We start from the raw sequence: 15,815 nt of genomic DNA, 5'->3' as shown, positions 1-15,815 counted from the left end.
AACCTGCCCAACTACACGGGCCAGCTCGGTTCACCCCCACGGGCGTGGGGACTGGGGGGCCGAATCGGTCATGTTGGTCGCGCCATACGGTTCATCCCCACGGGCGTGGGACTGGGTCAGGAGGCTCTCCGGCGGCTGGGGTGCGGTCGGTTCACCCCCACGGGCGTGGGGACTGGTGCCGGTGCCCCCGTCCGGGACGACTGGTATGTAGGTTCACCCCCACGGGCGTGGGGACTGGGGGGATCTCTCGCACCTCGGACTCTGTCCGCTCGGTTCACCCCCCGGGCGTGGGGACTGGCGCTGTTCTTTGCCATGTTTTTCGTTCCTCTCCGGTTCACCGCCACGGGCGCGGGGACTGGGCCCTCGACGACGACGTCCGCCGCGGCGGCGACGGTTCACCCCCACGGGCGTGGGGACTGAATCTGCCGGGCGGGCGGCCGTATAGCCGCGAGCGGTTCACCCCAGGGGCGTGGGGACTGGCGTGGCGCAGACCAGGACGCCGTCGGCCTGACCGGTTCACCCCCACGGGGCGTGGGGACTGGCCATCGCTCGATGTCGCCGCGAAGTTCTGTCGCGGTTCACCCCCACGGGCGTGGGGACTGGCTGATCCCCCCGGACGGCGGCCAACTGTGCGTCGGTTCACCCCCACGGGCGTGGGGACTGGGCCTCTTGCCGTGCGCACATGACCTGAAATCGCGGTTCACCCCCACGGGCGTGGGGACTGGGACGCGGCGGCGACCGCCTCCAGCAGGTCGCGCGGTTCACCCCCACGGGCGTGGGGACTGGTCGGCCTGTTTGGCAGGCACGACCATCTCGCCCGGTTCACCCCCACGGGCGTGGGGACTGGTCGTCGGGGGTGAGCCGCGTGCTGAGGGTTCCCGGTTCACCCCACGGGCGTGGGGACTGGAGCCGGTCCGCAACCCCGAAGATGCGCCCGACCGGTTCACCCCCACGGGCGTGGGACTGGCTCGGGACTGCAGGTAGTCGCTCGCGTGACGGGGGTTCACCCCCACGGGCGTGGGGACTGGCGGAGGATCCGGACGTCCTTGGAGTGCAGGTCCGGTTCACCCCCACGGGCGTGGGGACTGGCCCGGCCGACTGTGAGGGTATCCACTCTGTCTTGGTTCACCCCCACGGGCGTGGGGACTGGCTCGACGCATCCGCCGCCGTCCCGGCCGCCCGCGGTTCACCCCCACGGGCGTGGGGACTGGACCGCCATCCCAGCCACGGGGACCGGGTTGCCCGGTTCACCCCCACGGGCGTGGGGACTGGGGCCGCGACCGGCGCGAGCGTGAGCTGTTCGACGGTTCACCCCCACGGGCGTGGGGACTGGATCTCGCTGCCCGGGGCGAGCGTGATCCGCAGCGGTTCACCCCCACGGGCGCGGGGACTGGCAGACCATGGCGAACAGGGCGGCGGCGACGGCCGGTTCACCCCCCACGGGCGCGGGGACTGGGCGGGTGGAGTGAATGCGACCGCCCGCCGGCACGGTTCACCCCCACGGGCGCGGGGACTGGTTGTGTAGCGCGTCGCGCCATCCCTCGGGCGCCGGTTCACCCCCACGGGCGCGGGGACTGGGAGCCCCACCCGGACCAGCGGGCCAGGACCCGCGGTTCACCCCCACGGGCGCGGGGACTGGGGCTGCGGGTCGGTGACCTGCCGAACGCCCAACGGTTCACCCCCACGGGCGCGGGGACTGGGGGGTGATCCCCGAGCCCGACAACCCGGTCGTCGGTTCACCCCCACGGGCGCGGGGACTGGGTCCCAGCCGGTGGGGGTGAGGACGATGCCGACGGTTCACCCCCACGGGCGCGGGGACTGGTCGTGGGAAAAGTACCCCGTCAGCACGTTCACCGGTTCACCCCCACGGGCGCGGGGACTGGGGCCGCGACCCGCAAGGCGGGTGCGCGATGAGCGGTTCACCCCCACGGGCGCGGGGACTGGCGGTGTTCCTGGAAGAGACTCTCGCCCAGAGACGGTTCACCCCCACGGGCGCGGGGACTGGACTTCCTGAGCTGCTCAAACGTTGACGACCTGCACAGATACCGATGTCGGGGTTTCGCGCGGTGTTCGCCTCACATCATCACCTTGTCTCGACTGGCGAAGCCGACGCTCGCTTGAGCAACGCGGTCGAGGCCACACATGGTGACCAGCTCAGCGCCAGCCTGTCGACGCCGAAGTCCAATGCCATGAAGGCCCTCACTTTCCGCGACTCGCATCAGCGGAACAAGCCCAAGCATGCCGTATCTGACTGGCAGAGCGTCGTGTGCAGCAACTAGAGACCTCAAAGCCCGTCGCTGCAGAAGTAACGGCGGCTCCATTCATGGGGCCGTCGCCACCGTCCGAGGCCGTAGTCTGCCGGGAATCTCGACAGGCCGCTGAACAGCCCTTGTCTTGGGACGCTGCGGCCTTCGATGGCCTCCCACCTCGTGATGCCTGGTGGCTGCTGACAGCGCCTTCCCGGGTATCTGCTGATCACCTGCTCCGCTCGGCGCGTGGGCGGTGCGGGCCGCGACCGGCCGAAGAGCCGCAGCGCGGCCCGCGACCGCCCGACGCGCGCCGGACCGCCGCAGGCGGGCCGGCCTTGAAGACGTACAGATATTCTTCTTTTTGATCATGGCTAAGGCGGCTCCCCGAACTGATCAGGCGTCCACTAGCGGTCGCGACTGGTTCCAGATGCGCTCGAAGCTCGTCAGGTGGACCGCTGCCGTTCCTGCGTCGCTGTTACTCCGTAGGTGGATGACGGGCGCGTCGGCCGCCGACGTGCTGTACGCATGGGTGTTCACCAGCACGTCCCGATCCGCTCGGTAGATCGAGTTGTAAAGCACCGTTCCATGCAACCGAAGCTCGATCCGCTCGACGTCCCGCAGGCACCCGTAGAGCGTGATCGCGTTCCGAGTCCTTCCGGCCATGACCTCTGGCCCAATGCCCTCTTCGGCACCTCGGGCGGCGACTTGCCGGCTGTCCGGGTCTCCAAGAAGGATGCGGACCGAGACTCCCGCGCGGGCACGTTCCGCGATCAGCCGGAGAAGCCCGGCGTCCTCGGCGAGGAACAACCCGCTGTAGGTCAGGATGCCGATCTCTTTGGTAGCGCCCCTGAATAGTTGTTTCCATGCGGCCTGCGGGACCGCCCATCGGTGGGGTAAACCGTCTGCACCTCGTCCGCGATGACGCGTTGCCGCTGTGCGATCTCTGGCCATAGTTCGCTCTCGGCGACCTGGAGGAAGTCGGCGATGGCGTAGCGGTGGCGGGGGTAGGGCAGCCACGTCTTCACCACCGGATGGGGCGGACCGATCCACCCCGATACGGTCAGTTCCCTTATGGCCGTCCTGATCAAGCGGTACAACCTCGCTCACGAGAACGCGCGACTCCCTCACGCACGGCTGCACGACCTTCGGCACATCCACGCCACGACGCTCCTGATCGCCGGAACGTCTGTCCATGTCGTAGCCGCCCGCCTGGGCCATGCCGACCCCTCGATCACCCTCCGGGTCTACGCCCACGTGATCAAGTCGGCGGAGGCATCCGCAGCGGAGACCTTCGCCAAGGCCATCGGCCAGTAGTGCTGTTAGCAAGGGCGTTAGCAAGATCGCCGCACGAGGTCCACAAACAAGAAGGCCCGCCCCAGGAAACCCCTGGTAGGCGGGCCTTTCAAGTGAGCGCGGCCGAGAGGACTCGAACCCCTAACCTTCTGATCCGTAGTCAGATGCTCTATCCATTGAGCTACGGCCGCTTGCAGAAGTAAGCATAGCGGGTCCCGGCCCCTACTCCGAACCAGTTACCCGAAGAGACCCTCGTCCAACTCCCGGCAAAGTCCCCAACCCCCCGGGCATACCCCCGATCACCGCCGGTTAAGAACCGACATAACCGCACAGATCAGGGGCCTAACGTGCTGAACCTGGGCATCCTCGCCATCGTCATCCTGCTAGCCACCTCAACGATCATTCACCGCCGGAAAAGGCGCCGTACCGAGGAGGCCGAGCGTCTGCTCGTCGAGCGCATCAACGGGGTCCTGGGGGCCGATCACCGCAGCCTCTCGGACCCCATGGACCTGCTCCAGCGCAGCAAGCAGGCCGGGCTGACGACGCGCCTCCACATCCAGGGGCCCACCCGGGACCTGCCCAGAGACGTCGATCTGGCCGGCTACAGGATCGTCCAGGAAGCGCTGACCAGCGCGCTCGAGCACGGCACCACCTCGGCGACGGTCATGATCTCCTACCATCCGTCATCGATCACGCTGACCATCGACAGCCCGATCGGCGTCCGGCCGTCGCGCAGGTCGGGGGTCAGGCTGATGCGGGCCCGTGCCACTCCGCTCGGCGGGACCGTCCATGCCGGGCCGCACATGGGGGGATGGCGGGTCACCGTCCGGCTTCCGACCGAACTGACGCCCCAGTGAGTCGGCGACGGGCCAGATCAGCGCGATCAGCGGCACTTTCAGGGCGTTGAGCATGAAACCGGTCAGGGCGGAGGTCCGCGAGGGGTCGTCCACCATGACCATGGCCCCGAAGAGCAACAGGCACATGATCGTGTACGCCCCTGCGATCCTGAACCAGATCGCCCATTCGCCGAGCACCTTCGGCGGCTTCCTGAAGCCCCGGGCCACCCACTCGTCGGCCCACTTGACGGTCCGGTGGCCGAAGACGATCGAGTAGGCGATGTAGGCCCCGGCCAGGCCGTGTTGCCAGGTCGCCACGGCGCCCGAGCGCATGTCGATCACGGCGGCCACCAGCAGGACGAGGTCGAGCACCGGGGTCAAGGCCAGGATCGCCCAGCTCGTGCGGCGCAGGCGCAGGCCGTACCGGACCAGAAGGCCCGTGGCGAGCAGGATCCAGAAGCCGGCCTCGGCCGCGATGATCAGCCACAGCATGAGAACCATGCTTGCCGGGTTCGCCGGGCCCGGCCTCGCCGGAACGGACGAAGTTCAGTACATCCAAAGATGTATGCCCATTTCAGATGGCCTGTGGTGGGATTGCACGCATGACCCCCCACCGGCAGGACACGTTGATGGCCGTCGCGGCCTTCGTGGTCGGGGTCGTGCTGCTGGTCGCGGGGGCCTACGACCACTCGAAGGGCGTGCCGATCCAGCTCTTCCTCGTTCCGCTCGCGCTCACCTGTGTCGGCGTGGTGATCCGCCGGAGGAGGCCGGTGACGGCGTTCGTCATCGGGGTGGCCGCGCTGGCGGCCGACGCGGCGATGGGGCCCTCGCTCGGGACGGCCGTCGTGTTCACCGACAACATCTACGCCGCCACCCTCTACGGGCCCCGCCGGCTGATGACCGTGCTGCTGCGGATCACCCCCTTGTGGGTGCTGGCCGCGGGGGTCGCCACCGGTCTGCAGACGCAGTCGTGGGCGTGGGGGACGGTGATGGGCTTCCAGGTCGGGCTGATCACCGTCATGCCGGTCGCCTCTGCCGCGATCGTCCGGAACCTGCGCGACAACGCGCGGCAGGCGGCGCTCATGGCCGAATACGACCGCAGGGCCGCGATCACCGCCGAGCGCACCCGCATGGCCAGGGAACTGCACGACATGGTGGCGAACCACTTCAGCGCGATCGCCATCCAGTCGAGCGCGGTGTTGTCCAGAACCGATCTGGACGCCAAGTCCGTCCGGCAGATCATGGAGTCGATCCGGGAGAACAGCGTCCAGGGCATGGCCGAGATGCGCGGCATGATCGGGCTGCTGCGGGCCGAAGGCCCCGACGAGGCGCTGCGGCCCAGCCTGGCCGAGGTGGACGACCTGGTGAAACGCACGGGGGTGACGGCCGTGGTCGACGTCCAGGGCACGCCCAGGGATCTTCCTCCGGCGGTCGATCTGGCCGGATATCGAATCGTCCAGGAGTCCCTGACCAATGCGCTCAAACACGGCGCCGCGCCGGTTTCCGTGGCGATCGACTATCGTCCGGACGAACTGGTGCTGACCATCGACAACCCGGTCACCGAGCGGCCGCGCGACCTGCCGGGCGCGCGGGCGGGGCTGATCGGCATGAAAGAGCGTGCCACACTGCTCGGCGCCACGTTCGAGGCGGGGCCGTGTGAGCGCGGCTGGCGGGTGACCGCCACCCTGTCCACATGATCACGGTTCTGATCGCCGACGATCACGCGGCGGTGCGCACGGGCATCCGGCTGGTGCTGGAGGGCGCCAGCGACATCCGGGTCGTCGGGGAGGCCGCCGACGGCCGGGCGGCGGTCGCGCTGGCCGAGGAGCACCGGCCCGATGTGATGATCATGGACATCCGGATGCCGCGCCTCGACGGCATCGAGGCCACCCGGCAACTCGCCGGGCTGACCGAGATCCTCGTGCTGACCACGTTCGACCTGGACGAATACGTCTTCGGCGCGCTGCGGGCGGGCGCCGCCGGGTTCCTGTTGAAGAACACCGACGCCGCCACGCTCGTCGAGGCGGTCAGGCTGGTGGCCGGCGGCGACGGGCTGATCTCCCCGCAGGTGACCAGGAAGCTCATCTCCGCCTTCGCCCGCACGCGACCGGCGGCGGTGCCGGAGAACCTCACCGCCCGCGAGCGGGACGTCCTGTCGTGCCTCGGGCGCGGCCTGTCGAACGCGGAGATCGCCCGCGCCCTCGACATCGCCGAGCCAACTGTGAAGACGCACGTCAGCCGGGTGCTGGCCAAGCTCGGCCTGCAGAGCCGGGCCCAAGCGGCCGCCTATTACGCCGGAATGTAGAGGATGAGCTGTTCGGCGACACAGGCCGGTTTCGGTACGCCCTCGACCTCGACGACCAGTTTGAGGGTGCCCAGCACCCCCTGAGCCGTGTCGGTGAGGTCGAGGATCTCGCCCCCGGCGCGGACGCGCGACCCGACCGGGACGGGGGTGGGGAACCGGACCTTGTTGAGCCCGTAGTTGATCCCCATGGCCAGCCCGTCGACCCGGATGAGCTCGCTCGTCATCGTGGGCAGCAACGACAACGACAGGAACCCGTGGGCGATCGTCCCGCCGAACGGCCCCTGGGCGGCACGCTCGGTGTCGACGTGGATCCACTGGTGGTCGCCGGTGGCGTCGGCGAACAGGTTGACCTGTTCCTGGGTGACGGTACGCCACTCCGTGAAGCCGAGATGCGTACCCTGAGCGGCTTTGAGCTCGGTGACGTTCGAGAAGATCCGCATGACTCGAACTTTATTTTGTCATCCGGCGTCAAGGTAGAGGCAGAACGGATGACCGGCCGGATCGAGCATGACCCGGACGTCGTCCTGAGGCTGGAACTCCGCGACGGTCGCGCCCAGCTCGACCGCCCGGGCGACCTCTTCGTCCAGGCCGGAGACGCCGACGTCGACGTGCAGCATCATCTGCTGCCGGCCCTCGGTGTTGGGCCAGGTGGGCGGCTGGTAGTCGGGGGAGGTCTGAAAGGCGATGTAAGAGGTGCCCTCGCGGGGGTGGACGGCCTCGCCGTCGTTGACCAGTTCCCAGCCGAGGAGATCGGCGTAGAAACGGGCCAGCTTTCGCGAATCCGGAGCATCCAGGACGACACCCCACCAACCGGTAAGCATGGTCTGGACCTACCCTCGAAATCGTGAAGATCACAAAATACGGCCACGCCTGGCCCGCGCCGTCCATGCCGGAACCATTCTCCGTCGCCGGATTCGACATCTCCGTCGCAGGAGAGAAACACCATTTCAGCCACCCCGGCGACGCGCTGACCGTCGTCGACGCTCCTGGTGACCACGCCGATGACGGCCTGGTCAGCGAATGGGGCCTGAAGGTACTCGGCGGAGTGCTGGAAATGAAGGCCGAAAGGGCTGTTTCGGATTATCGGCGGTTGGAAATCGTCGAGATCTGAAACGTTCACCGGTGAAACCGGCGTTCATGGGCCGGTCCATCGATTTCCTGGACGTCCAAGGAACCGAAACATACCCTCCGGTATCCCGTAATCCCCGAATACCGGATGAGGTGTGAATTGATCACGCACCCGAAAAGGCTGACCGCGGCGATCCTCGCCGCCCTGGCGCTCATCATCCTGCCGGCGTCCCCCGCCCACGCCACCTACGGCCCCGACCAGCCGGTGTACGTCCAGCTCAACGCCACCGGCGGCGGCCCGATGCTCGCCCTGTTGCAGGGCACGGTCGCGTTCGACGACGGGAACACGCGCTACCGCTACAACCTCACCCTGTGCTGGCAGAGCGCCTACCCGCAGCCCTACTTCCTCATCAACGTCAACGGCTCGACCACCCAGTCGCCGGTCTACACGGGGATGAGCTCGGCCCCCGGATGCCAGTTCGTCTACAACTACAGTGCCGACGTCAACTTCGGCGGCACCGTCCAGAACGTGCGGTTCGACGTGACGGGAGGCTGGTTCGCCAGCTCGGGCCAGTACATGATGAGGACCCGGAGCAGCGCGACGTACGACAACCCCTATAACTAGTATTATAGGTAGGAAATACATGCAATAAACGGGAGTTGCGCGTGGCCAGGCATGAGGTCGACGTCGTCGTCGTGGGTGGCGGCGGCATGGGTTCCGCGGCGGCATGGCGGCTGGCCGGACACGGCGCCGACGTCGTACTGCTGGAGCGGTTCGAGCCCGGCCACGTGCGCGGCGCCTCCCACGGCGCGTCCCGGATCTTCCGGGTCTCCTACGGCGAGCCGGTCTACATCCGGCTCGCCCAGGAGGCCCACGGCCTCTGGCGGGAGCTGGAGGCCGAGTCGGGCACCCCTCTGCTCACCATCACCGGCAGCGTCGACCACGGCCGGACCCCCGACCTCGACGTCCTCGCCGACGCCGTCGCGGCGGCGGGCGTGCCGGGCGAATGGCTGGCCGCCGAGGAAGCCACCGAGCGCTGGCCCGGCCTGCGCTACGACGGAAAGGTCTTCTTCCACCCGGCGAGTGGACGGCTGCACGCCGACCACGCCGTCACCGCGCTCCAGCACCGCGCCGCCGCGCTCGGGGCCGACGTCCGCCACCGCACCCCGGTCCTCTCGATCACCGTCCGCGGCGACGACGCCGTCGACGTCGTCACCGAAGACGACGCCTACCGCGCCAAACGGGTCGTGGTCGCCGCCGGCGCGTGGACGAAGAAGCTGCTCGGCGGCCTCGTGCCGCTGCCGCCCCTGCGGGTCACGCAGGAACAACCCGCCCATTTCGCCCCGCGTCGCGACACCGACGAGTGGCCCAGTTTCGTCCACCACTTCGACGATTCCGGCGTGTACGGGCTGGCGACCCCCGGCGAGGGCGTCAAGGTGGGCTTCCACGGCACCGGCCCGGTGGTCGACCCCGACGACCGCGACTTCACCGCCGAACCTCGGCAGCTTCTCATGCTGCGGGAGTATGCGCGCCTGTGGCTCCCGGGGGTCGACCCGACCGCCTTCACCCCGATCAGCTGCACCTACACCACCACGCCGACCTCCGACTTCGTCCTCGACCGGGTCGGCCCGGTCGTCGTGGCGGCCGGCTTCTCGGGGCACGGGTTCAAGTTCGTGCCCGCGGTCGGCCGGGTCCTGGCCGACCTAGCGCTGACCGGGGAACGGCCGGACGCGCGCTTCGCGCTGACCCGTTGATCGGGCCTTACGGGTCACTTCCGTGTTGAGCAATCGGTCGTGCAGCGCCCGACCCTCGGGGTCGAGGAGCGTCCACATGCCGTTCACGATGAGGACGACGGGACCGACGAGCGACACGAAGACGAGGAGCGCGAAGATCAGCGTGCGGAGGGCCATCCGTTTCGCGGTCCGGGTGGGGGTGACCTGGATGCGCAGCAGGCGCTTGCCCGGCGTCTGTCCCCACAGGGTGTGCTGACCCCAGAAGTACAGGAACACCACGAAGAGGATGATGAGCCCCTCGAAATCCACGGTGTCCGACCTGATCGTCGCCTGGTTCAGGAGCCCGTGGTGCACGCTGACGGAGAGCGGGAGCTCGTCGACGCCGGGCAGCCACAGGATCGGTTCGACGACGAAGGTGAGGACGGCGACGACGAGCAGATAGTCGACCAGGAGCGCGACCGGCCGCCGCCAGGTCACCCCGGTCGCCTCTCCCGGGGTGGCGTCGCTCATTCGCCAGGTGGCGAGCAGGATGAGGACGGCGGCGCCGATGAGGCACAACTGGGTGCTTCCCCAGCTGTCCATCACCGTGGTGAACCACTCGGCGGTGAGGAGCGGGATCAGGCCGCCGCACTCGTCCGGGAAACTGTAGAGGGGGGTGGCCGGTTCGACGACCGCGATCAGGACGAGAACGACCGCCGTTCGCCGGCCTGCGCGGCGGGGATTCCGGCGGGCGAGCAGTGCGGCCAGGATCAACAGCGGGGGGATGGCCCAGGCCTCGACGTTCAGCAGAAGGGCGTCGAGATCGCCTCGTAAGGGGTCGAGCGGCGACGGCTCAGACCACCCGCTACCGATGCACGAGAACCCCTCGAAGGCACCGGGGGCGAGGCGGAAACGCCATTCCTCCCAGGTCGGGAAGGCGGCGACGGCGGCGGCCAGCAACCAGGTCGCCAGTGCCGGTCTCGACATTCGGGGCGAGTGCGACAAGGCGGTCCCTTCGGAGGCTGGGCCCAGCCTAACGATTGACCAAAGGCGACTTGCCGCTATTTCGGGCAGCAAAAAGGCCCTCGTCCCTTACAGGGAACTGCGGATGTTCGGGGATGTGAACTCCGGATGGGCTTAAGACCAGAACCGCATTAGCCGCTCAGGGCGTGATCGTCCCAGGCCGTTCCATGAAGCTCGGGACGCCGGGCAGTCGGCACGAGGCGGCCTGGACCTACGTGGAATTGCAACCCGAATAGGGCCTCTATCGCCCTGGCCCTCACTGCAGTCTGGACGTCCTATCCGCGAGCGGACGAAGTTCAGACGCGAGAGGAGCAGCAGCCACTTCGACAGGCGACGTACTGCCTACATGACTTTCCGTAGATCACCCATTCCTGCCGGTTCTTCGTCACCAACCGGGACGCGCATCGGCTATGACGCGACATCACAGGAAATCATGAAGGCGCTCCTGACCATCAATCGGAGGGAACGCCCTAAGGCATCTACGCCGGGTAGCCGTGGTGGCGGGTCCAGGGTGCTCCGACGTGGGGACGGGTCGCGGTGTGGCCCGGAGGCAGGTCAAGCACCTCGGCCAAGGTCGGATCCGTGTCCACCGCATGGTGGAGATGGCCGATCTTTCCTCTGCTGTCGGCGTTCGTAGTGCCGATGAGCTGCCAGAGGCCGCCCTCGGCGTCATGACTGATGAGGAGAATAGGCTCCCGAAGGTCGAAGACTTCAGCGGTCTGGATGCAGTGGGTGCCGAGAAGCCAGTGCCTCATCCACAACGCACGTTGATCACGTTCCATGACCTGGTCTACGACCCACCAGATGAACGGCAGGTCCGCATGGGCCCGGGCCTGGTCCGCAGTCAGGTCCGGTCCACCCTCCGGCACCTGCTCAAACGGCTCATCGGTGAGCGAGAACGCATGGCCGTCCTCGTTCTCGAACACCATGGCGTGGAATGTGCCGCCCTCGGGATTGCCGGCGCCGATCCCGACCGTCAAGCGAGCCACTCTCGGCTCCTCCCCAGTCGTCCACCCGAAGGCGTAGGAGGCCAGTTCACCCCGAGGGCCCACGAACTCGCCAAAGACGCGCCGCTCCATACCCTTCGCATCAGCGGTCGGCACTTCGGTAAGCCGCCCTTGAACGATCTGGACTTCCATCCGACGATCCCTCCGAAACAACCCGAACGTCCCGCGAGCCTAGCGAGATGGTCACGCATCTACAGCTCCACCACCCTGCACTGTTTCGGCACGTCCCGCTTCGCCGGGGTCAGGCTGGACTCGTTTGCGATGATGGGTGTGGACGAGAGGGGGTGAGGATCCATGTCGTATAGCCGAGACTCGCGGCCGCGTTGTCCGGCGCCACGCTGAGGCAACTCCAGCACTGGCGGAAACCCGGACCGGACGGAACCCCGATCCTCGTCCCGGAGATCTCACCGGAACGCCCGATCCTCTACTCCTTCAAGGACCTCGTCGCCCTCCGAACTTGCGTCAGCCTTCGCCGCGAGCAGTCTCTGCAGAGCATCCGCAAGGCTCTCACCGAGCTCCGCTTCGGGCTCGGTTTCGCCGAGCACCTCTCGGCGTACAAGCTGGTAGCCGACCTCTCGACGATCTACTTGGTCGAACCTGAACACGCGACCGACCTGGTAAAACGCGGCGGGCAGATCGTCATCGACCAGTTCATCGACGTCCTCCGGCCCTTCTACGTCCAGAGTCGACAGATCCCTGACCTCATGAAGCCCCGAAAGCACTTGGAAGTCGACCCGGAGATCCGTGGCGGGGAACCGGTCATCGAAGGAACCCGCGTACCCTACGAGGAAGTCGCAGCCCTGCTCCGCGACGGCGTCGCCCCCGAACGCATCCAGCGTTTCTACCCGCAGGTCTCCCCCGAAGCCGCCCTAGACGCCTAGACGCCTGGACTTCGCAAGGTACGTCGAGAGCTACCGCCCTCAGATCGGGACGGCCGCTTGAGGCTGCTGCTCGACGAGACGTCGCCACCCCCGTCGCCGCAGCCATCAGAAACCTCGTCGAGGATCTCCGCCAGATCACTCACGTCCTCGACCTCGACGGCTGGAAGGGCACGAAGGACTCGGCCTTGTGGCCGAAGGCCGCCGGCGAAGGGTTCGGGGCAGTCCTGACCAACGATGCCAAGCAGATGCAGCGCCCCTATGAGGTCGAAGCAATCGCACGCTCCGGCATCCACCGCATCCAGTACCCGCACAAGCACGCTGGCCTCACCGGCACGGGCATCGCGATCGCGACCGTCTGCGCGGCGCTCCCGGGCGTCCTGAGCCTGCTCACCCATGCCACGGCCCAGCATCTCGTCGTCTTGACCGGCATCGACCCGAGCCCCGGCTCCAGGTACAAACTCTGCGTACCATCTGAGATTCCGCCAAAATTCTGGCCTGCTTCCTGAGCGAGGAAATGCATCTGCAGCCCGGAAGCACAACAGGTCAACCGAATCGCGTTCGTAGCCGAAGGGGCAAGCCCTCCCTGCGAGGGGTCGTAACACCTTGCCACGTGCCTGGCATCGCTTGTGCGAGGAGTCGCAACCGTGAAACCACTACCCCGCGCCGCGGTCTGCCAGGTTTCATCGTGGGGGGGTCACAACGGTCAAATGTCGGCGTCGCGTGCGTCTCATGTGTCATGCGGATCGGCTGCTCAACCCCCTCTGTTCATGCCGGCGAAGATGACGGACGTCGGCGACCGCTCGCGCTCCGCCCTCTGGGGCTCATAACTGCAACCTTCACCCGTTTCAGGCAGCAAAAAGGCCCTCGTCCCTTACTGGGAAGAGGGCCTCTGAACTGCGGAGGTTCGGGGATTTGAACCCCGGATGGGCTTAAGACCCAAACCGCATTAGCAGCTCGGGGCGTGATCGTCTCAGGTCGTGTCATGTGGACCGGGGTGCTGCCGCGCTCGACCTGGGACGGCCATGGTCAATGTGGAACTGCAACCCAAACTGCAACCCGAATCACTAGCTCTCCAGCTTGCGTGGTTCCGCCGTCTATCCCCTGATGGCCCGGAATACAAGCGGAGCGAGTGCCACAGGATGAGCTCTGCCGCGCCTCGGCGTACCAGTAGCGACAGCCTGAACCACTCACCCACCTCCCTGAGCAAGGAGAACAGCGCCTCAACCTCATTTGCCAAACGAACTAGAGGGCCCCACGAATGTCGTGGGAGCCCTCTAGTATGTAAGCGGTTCTATGAACATGGGGTACCTGGGACGGCTACTTCGAAGGGTCACCGTCCTGGGTGCCTCTAGCCGGCGGGCGGGTACGGGTCCGAGCCGTAGGTGTACTCCTTCTCGATGGTTCCGTCCTTCAGGTAGATGACGAGCTGGCTCGGCATGTTGGCCTTGGCCAGCTGCTGACCATGACTGACCGCGTCAGTCTTGAGGTTGAAGGTGGCAAGGACGTTGCCATCCTTCTTGACCTGCCACTGCGAGGCGGCAGGCACCACCCGGTAGATCTTTCTGGCCACGAGATCTCTACTTCTCCTTACGGACACCCTTGAAGGTGCCCTGCTGTTTTCCGTCCATGAACCGTCCGCTGGTGGCATCACGCTTGGTCCAGATGCCGGTAACCGGGTTCTGGACCTGGCTACGCCGACGGACAGCTCCGAGCCGGAAGCTCCGGCCCGTGTTCTTCGCCACGATCACCTCCATGGCACGAGCGTCAGTATTTCTGACACTCGATCGCGCTCTGTTCTTACGGCAAACGACCATAGCCTCACGCATCCCGCTCGTCAACAGCAGCCACAGACAGAGTCAACGTCATCATTTTTGACGTTTCCAAGATCACATCCAAAGCACTGACACGATAGGGTAGAATTCGCGCACGCAACGGCGGGGAGCTATGGTGCCTGAAGTCCGAAATGTCGGCATAGATGACTTTTATCGCCTTGTGGGGCTCCGGATTCGGGGTGCCCGATTGAATGCTGGACTGAGTCAAGCCGAACTCGCCGAACATTTGGGCCTTACCCGTTCTTCCGTGGCAAACTTGGAAACGGGTCGGCAGCGCATCGCGCTTCACCTTTGTGTCTTGATAGCAAAAGCTCTCAGCACTGAGGTGATAGCCCTTCTGCCACAAGAATCCTCAATGAATGGCAATGAGGAAATCTCCGATCTGAGCGCAAGACTTGCCGATTCTCCAGAATCTGCTCAGGATTTCGTGCGCGCAGCCGTTGCACAACTAGGAATCAAACACCCCGAGGGGAAAGATGGGTAAGGCACGTGACAAAGCGGAGAGTGTACTCAACAAGTACTCGATTAGAACTCTGCCGATTCCAGTAGAAGAAATAGCTCAGGCCGAGGGTGCAGAGATTGCTCGACACCGATTCGAAGGACCCGAATCCGGATTCGCCCTCCGCAATGGAAGTCGCTGGATAATTGGCGTAAACACCCAAACAAGTCGACGGCGTCAACGCTTCACCATCGCACATGAATTGGGCCACTTGCTCCTACATGAAGGCAGAGAGCTAACTGTGGATCAAGCAGTATTGCGTATCGACTTGCGCGATGAAGTCTCCAGCATGGCTACTAAAGTTGAAGAAATCGAAGCGAACGCATTCGCGGCCAATATCCTCATGCCGGAAGATATGATTCTTTCTAGTGCTGCTCGACTGATGGACGAAAATCCGTCCATCGTTCACAGCGACCTTATTGTGAACTTGGCGCGAGAATTCGATGTAAGCACTGAAGCAATGGGCTTCCGGCTGATAAATCTAGGAATTCTTACTGCGTAGACGTCCATGTAGCCAGCATCCGACCGCTAGGCATGCTCCTGTGATTCACTCCGCCCGTCTCGGCCCACATGCGCCTCTCAGGAGTGAGTAATGACGAGTCGAGTTAACTCTCTAAAGTAATCGCTATACCGAGTTGAACTCGGCTTCGGAGTGGCGCCGTCTATAGTAGTCCGTAGTTTGCTATTTGGAAAGCTTGGACTAGGCGTTCCAGTTGGAACTCCCCGTACTTTTTCAATCGTCTGATGGCATTTCGTCATGGCGGACACGAGTTCCTTGTACGTCAGAACATGCGCGCCGATCACCATGGATGTATTAGCAAGCCGGAGAGAGTATGGGTCAGCCCGGTCGAAAACCGGACTCTTTTTATATTTCTGATTCCCTAAGATCTTCTCGTCGGAATGCTCTACTGCATTGCGCAGGAACCTCAACCGCTCTTCCTGCCGCAGTGTCAGAACTGGGGCTCCTCGACCTATCCTATTTTCCCGAAGTGCTCGCGCGTTAAGAACCGCTCGATGGGTCGCACTCACACAGTTCTCCATGTGGTCAATGGATCTCAGGTACGGACCCATAAGAAGCTCATGCCGAGGTGAAACGAATACGAGCAACT

19 protein-coding genes, 1 tRNA gene and 2 CRISPR repeat arrays are annotated in these 15,815 nt (G+C 65.6%); of the genes, 10 read left to right on the top strand and 10 right to left on the bottom strand.

Annotated features, from left to right (window positions below):
- Window positions 1–573: 573 nt before the first annotated feature.
- Window positions 574–847: a CRISPR direct-repeat array (repeat unit 29 nt).
- Window positions 848–998: 151 nt separating this feature from the next.
- Window positions 999–2,005: direct repeats of the CRISPR family, unit length 29 nt; unit sequence CGGTTCACCCCCACGGGCGCGGGGACTGG.
- A 637-nt stretch (window positions 2,006–2,642) separates the two neighbouring features.
- The gene (locus tag GT755_RS10795) at window positions 2,643–3,056 is read right to left on the bottom strand and encodes a hypothetical protein (RefSeq protein WP_161479586.1); all 414 of its coding nucleotides are present in this window, start codon (window positions 3,054–3,056) and stop codon (window positions 2,643–2,645) included.
- A gap of 264 nt (window positions 3,057–3,320) precedes the next feature.
- On the opposite strand from GT755_RS10795, the gene GT755_RS10790 reads away from it, so the two are divergent.
- The gene (locus tag GT755_RS10790; RefSeq protein ID WP_161479585.1) at window positions 3,321–3,563 is read left to right on the top strand and encodes a tyrosine-type recombinase/integrase; all 243 of its coding nucleotides are present in this window, start codon (window positions 3,321–3,323) and stop codon (window positions 3,561–3,563) included.
- Window positions 3,564–3,660: 97 nt separating this feature from the next.
- On the opposite strand, the gene GT755_RS10785 is transcribed toward GT755_RS10790, so the two are convergent.
- The 3 genes from GT755_RS10785 to GT755_RS10775 all read right to left on the bottom strand — a co-directional run bounded on the left by GT755_RS10785 (window position 3,661) and on the right by GT755_RS10775 (window position 4,870).
- Window positions 3,661–3,733: transfer RNA gene (locus tag GT755_RS10785), tRNA-Arg, on the bottom strand.
- A gap of 201 nt (window positions 3,734–3,934) precedes the next feature.
- On the bottom strand, window positions 3,935–4,186 hold the full coding sequence (locus GT755_RS10780; protein ID WP_161479584.1) for a hypothetical protein: 252 nt from the start codon (window positions 4,184–4,186) through the stop codon (window positions 3,935–3,937).
- 39 nt (window positions 4,187–4,225) lie between these two features.
- Complete coding sequence (locus tag GT755_RS10775) at window positions 4,226–4,870, bottom strand: hypothetical protein (RefSeq protein WP_161479583.1); 645 nt, start codon at window positions 4,868–4,870, stop codon at window positions 4,226–4,228.
- A gap of 110 nt (window positions 4,871–4,980) precedes the next feature.
- Between GT755_RS10775 and GT755_RS10770 the strand changes: the two genes are divergently transcribed.
- Together GT755_RS10770 and GT755_RS10765 are read left to right on the top strand one after the other, a co-directional pair.
- Window positions 4,981–6,075 carry a sensor histidine kinase gene (locus tag GT755_RS10770; RefSeq protein ID WP_161479582.1) on the top strand — a complete coding sequence of 365 codons (1,095 nt, stop codon included), beginning with the start codon at window positions 4,981–4,983 and terminating at the stop codon, window positions 6,073–6,075.
- Window positions 6,072–6,683 (top strand): response regulator, encoded by a 612-nt coding sequence (locus GT755_RS10765; protein WP_161479581.1) that lies wholly within the window; start codon window positions 6,072–6,074, stop codon window positions 6,681–6,683. The genes GT755_RS10770 and GT755_RS10765 overlap by 4 nt, the downstream gene beginning before the upstream one ends.
- Here GT755_RS10765 and GT755_RS10760 read toward each other — a convergent pair.
- Window positions 6,668–7,123 carry a MaoC family dehydratase gene (locus tag GT755_RS10760; protein ID WP_161479580.1) on the bottom strand — a complete coding sequence of 152 codons (456 nt, stop codon included), beginning with the start codon at window positions 7,121–7,123 and terminating at the stop codon, window positions 6,668–6,670. The two genes, GT755_RS10765 and GT755_RS10760, sit on opposite strands and share 16 nt — an antisense overlap.
- 18 nt (window positions 7,124–7,141) lie before the next feature.
- A complete protein-coding gene (locus tag GT755_RS10755) occupies window positions 7,142–7,504 on the bottom strand; it encodes a VOC family protein (protein WP_161479579.1) in 363 nt (120 codons plus the stop codon).
- A gap of 23 nt (window positions 7,505–7,527) precedes the next feature.
- On the opposite strand from GT755_RS10755, the gene GT755_RS10750 reads away from it, so the two are divergent.
- From GT755_RS10750 to solA, 3 genes are all read left to right on the top strand, one after another.
- Window positions 7,528–7,794: a hypothetical protein gene (locus tag GT755_RS10750; protein ID WP_161479578.1), complete on the top strand. Its 267-nt coding sequence runs from the start codon at window positions 7,528–7,530 to the stop codon at window positions 7,792–7,794.
- A 117-nt stretch (window positions 7,795–7,911) separates the two neighbouring features.
- Window positions 7,912–8,376, top strand: coding sequence for an ELAV/HuD family splicing factor (locus tag GT755_RS10745; protein WP_062347343.1), 465 nt, complete (start codon window positions 7,912–7,914; stop codon window positions 8,374–8,376).
- Between the two features lie 41 nt (window positions 8,377–8,417).
- The gene (gene solA / locus GT755_RS10740; RefSeq protein WP_161479577.1) at window positions 8,418–9,506 is read left to right on the top strand and encodes an N-methyl-L-tryptophan oxidase; all 1,089 of its coding nucleotides are present in this window, start codon (window positions 8,418–8,420) and stop codon (window positions 9,504–9,506) included.
- On the opposite strand, the gene GT755_RS10735 is transcribed toward solA, so the two are convergent.
- Together GT755_RS10735 and GT755_RS10730 are read right to left on the bottom strand one after the other, a co-directional pair.
- Window positions 9,456–10,451 carry an RDD family protein gene (locus GT755_RS10735; RefSeq protein ID WP_161479576.1) on the bottom strand — a complete coding sequence of 332 codons (996 nt, stop codon included), beginning with the start codon at window positions 10,449–10,451 and terminating at the stop codon, window positions 9,456–9,458. The genes solA and GT755_RS10735 overlap by 51 nt on opposite strands.
- Window positions 10,452–10,966: 515 nt before the next feature.
- Window positions 10,967–11,626: a hypothetical protein gene (locus GT755_RS10730; RefSeq protein ID WP_161479575.1), complete on the bottom strand. Its 660-nt coding sequence runs from the start codon at window positions 11,624–11,626 to the stop codon at window positions 10,967–10,969.
- Window positions 11,627–11,817: 191 nt separating this feature from the next.
- On the opposite strand from GT755_RS10730, the gene GT755_RS10725 reads away from it, so the two are divergent.
- Window positions 11,818–12,375, top strand: coding sequence for a DUF433 domain-containing protein (locus GT755_RS10725; RefSeq protein WP_161479574.1), 558 nt, complete (start codon window positions 11,818–11,820; stop codon window positions 12,373–12,375).
- A 185-nt stretch (window positions 12,376–12,560) separates the two neighbouring features.
- Window positions 12,561–12,881, top strand: coding sequence for a hypothetical protein (locus GT755_RS10720; protein WP_407929404.1), 321 nt, complete (start codon window positions 12,561–12,563; stop codon window positions 12,879–12,881).
- Window positions 12,882–13,723: 842 nt separating this feature from the next.
- Here GT755_RS10720 and GT755_RS10715 read toward each other — a convergent pair.
- Both GT755_RS10715 and GT755_RS38535 read right to left on the bottom strand, forming a co-directional pair.
- Window positions 13,724–13,945 (bottom strand): DUF2188 domain-containing protein, encoded by a 222-nt coding sequence (locus GT755_RS10715; protein ID WP_161479573.1) that lies wholly within the window; start codon window positions 13,943–13,945, stop codon window positions 13,724–13,726.
- A 7-nt stretch (window positions 13,946–13,952) separates the two neighbouring features.
- Entirely contained in the window at window positions 13,953–14,129 is a 177-nt protein-coding gene (locus GT755_RS38535; protein WP_202609886.1) for a hypothetical protein, read from the bottom strand.
- A gap of 190 nt (window positions 14,130–14,319) precedes the next feature.
- Here GT755_RS38535 and GT755_RS41555 point away from each other — a divergent pair, with 190 nt between their 5' ends.
- Complete coding sequence (locus GT755_RS41555; protein WP_407929403.1) at window positions 14,320–14,691, top strand: helix-turn-helix domain-containing protein; 372 nt, start codon at window positions 14,320–14,322, stop codon at window positions 14,689–14,691.
- Window positions 14,684–15,208: an ImmA/IrrE family metallo-endopeptidase gene (locus GT755_RS10705; RefSeq protein WP_161479571.1), complete on the top strand. Its 525-nt coding sequence runs from the start codon at window positions 14,684–14,686 to the stop codon at window positions 15,206–15,208. The genes GT755_RS41555 and GT755_RS10705 overlap by 8 nt, the downstream gene beginning before the upstream one ends.
- The last annotated feature ends 607 nt before the right edge of the window (window positions 15,209–15,815 follow it).

Source organism: Herbidospora solisilvae, assembly GCF_009901565.1.
Taxonomy (GTDB): Bacteria; Actinomycetota; Actinomycetes; order Streptosporangiales; family Streptosporangiaceae; genus Herbidospora; species Herbidospora solisilvae.
Note: the sequence above shows the minus strand (reverse complement) of the source record. Positions and strands in the feature narration are given on the sequence as shown.

Excerpts from the sequence above, each read along its gene's own strand:
- GT755_RS10790 (WP_161479585.1), top strand. The coding sequence starts at position 3,321 with ATGGCCGTCCTGATCAAGCGGTACAACCTCGCTCACGAGAACGCGCGA.
- GT755_RS10775 (WP_161479583.1), bottom strand. The coding sequence starts at position 4,870 with ATGCTGTGGCTGATCATCGCGGCCGAGGCCGGCTTCTGGATCCTGCTC.
- GT755_RS10770 (WP_161479582.1), top strand. The coding sequence starts at position 4,981 with ATGACCCCCCACCGGCAGGACACGTTGATGGCCGTCGCGGCCTTCGTG.
- GT755_RS10765 (WP_161479581.1), top strand. The coding sequence starts at position 6,072 with ATGATCACGGTTCTGATCGCCGACGATCACGCGGCGGTGCGCACGGGC.
- GT755_RS10760 (WP_161479580.1), bottom strand. The coding sequence starts at position 7,123 with ATGCGGATCTTCTCGAACGTCACCGAGCTCAAAGCCGCTCAGGGTACG.
- GT755_RS10755 (WP_161479579.1), bottom strand. The coding sequence starts at position 7,504 with ATGCTTACCGGTTGGTGGGGTGTCGTCCTGGATGCTCCGGATTCGCGA.
- GT755_RS10735 (WP_161479576.1), bottom strand. The coding sequence starts at position 10,451 with ATGTCGAGACCGGCACTGGCGACCTGGTTGCTGGCCGCCGCCGTCGCC.
- GT755_RS10730 (WP_161479575.1), bottom strand. The coding sequence starts at position 11,626 with ATGGAAGTCCAGATCGTTCAAGGGCGGCTTACCGAAGTGCCGACCGCT.
- GT755_RS38535 (WP_202609886.1), bottom strand. The coding sequence starts at position 14,129 with ATGGAGGTGATCGTGGCGAAGAACACGGGCCGGAGCTTCCGGCTCGGA.
- GT755_RS41555 (WP_407929403.1), top strand. The coding sequence starts at position 14,320 with ATGGTGCCTGAAGTCCGAAATGTCGGCATAGATGACTTTTATCGCCTT.
- GT755_RS10705 (WP_161479571.1), top strand. The coding sequence starts at position 14,684 with ATGGGTAAGGCACGTGACAAAGCGGAGAGTGTACTCAACAAGTACTCG.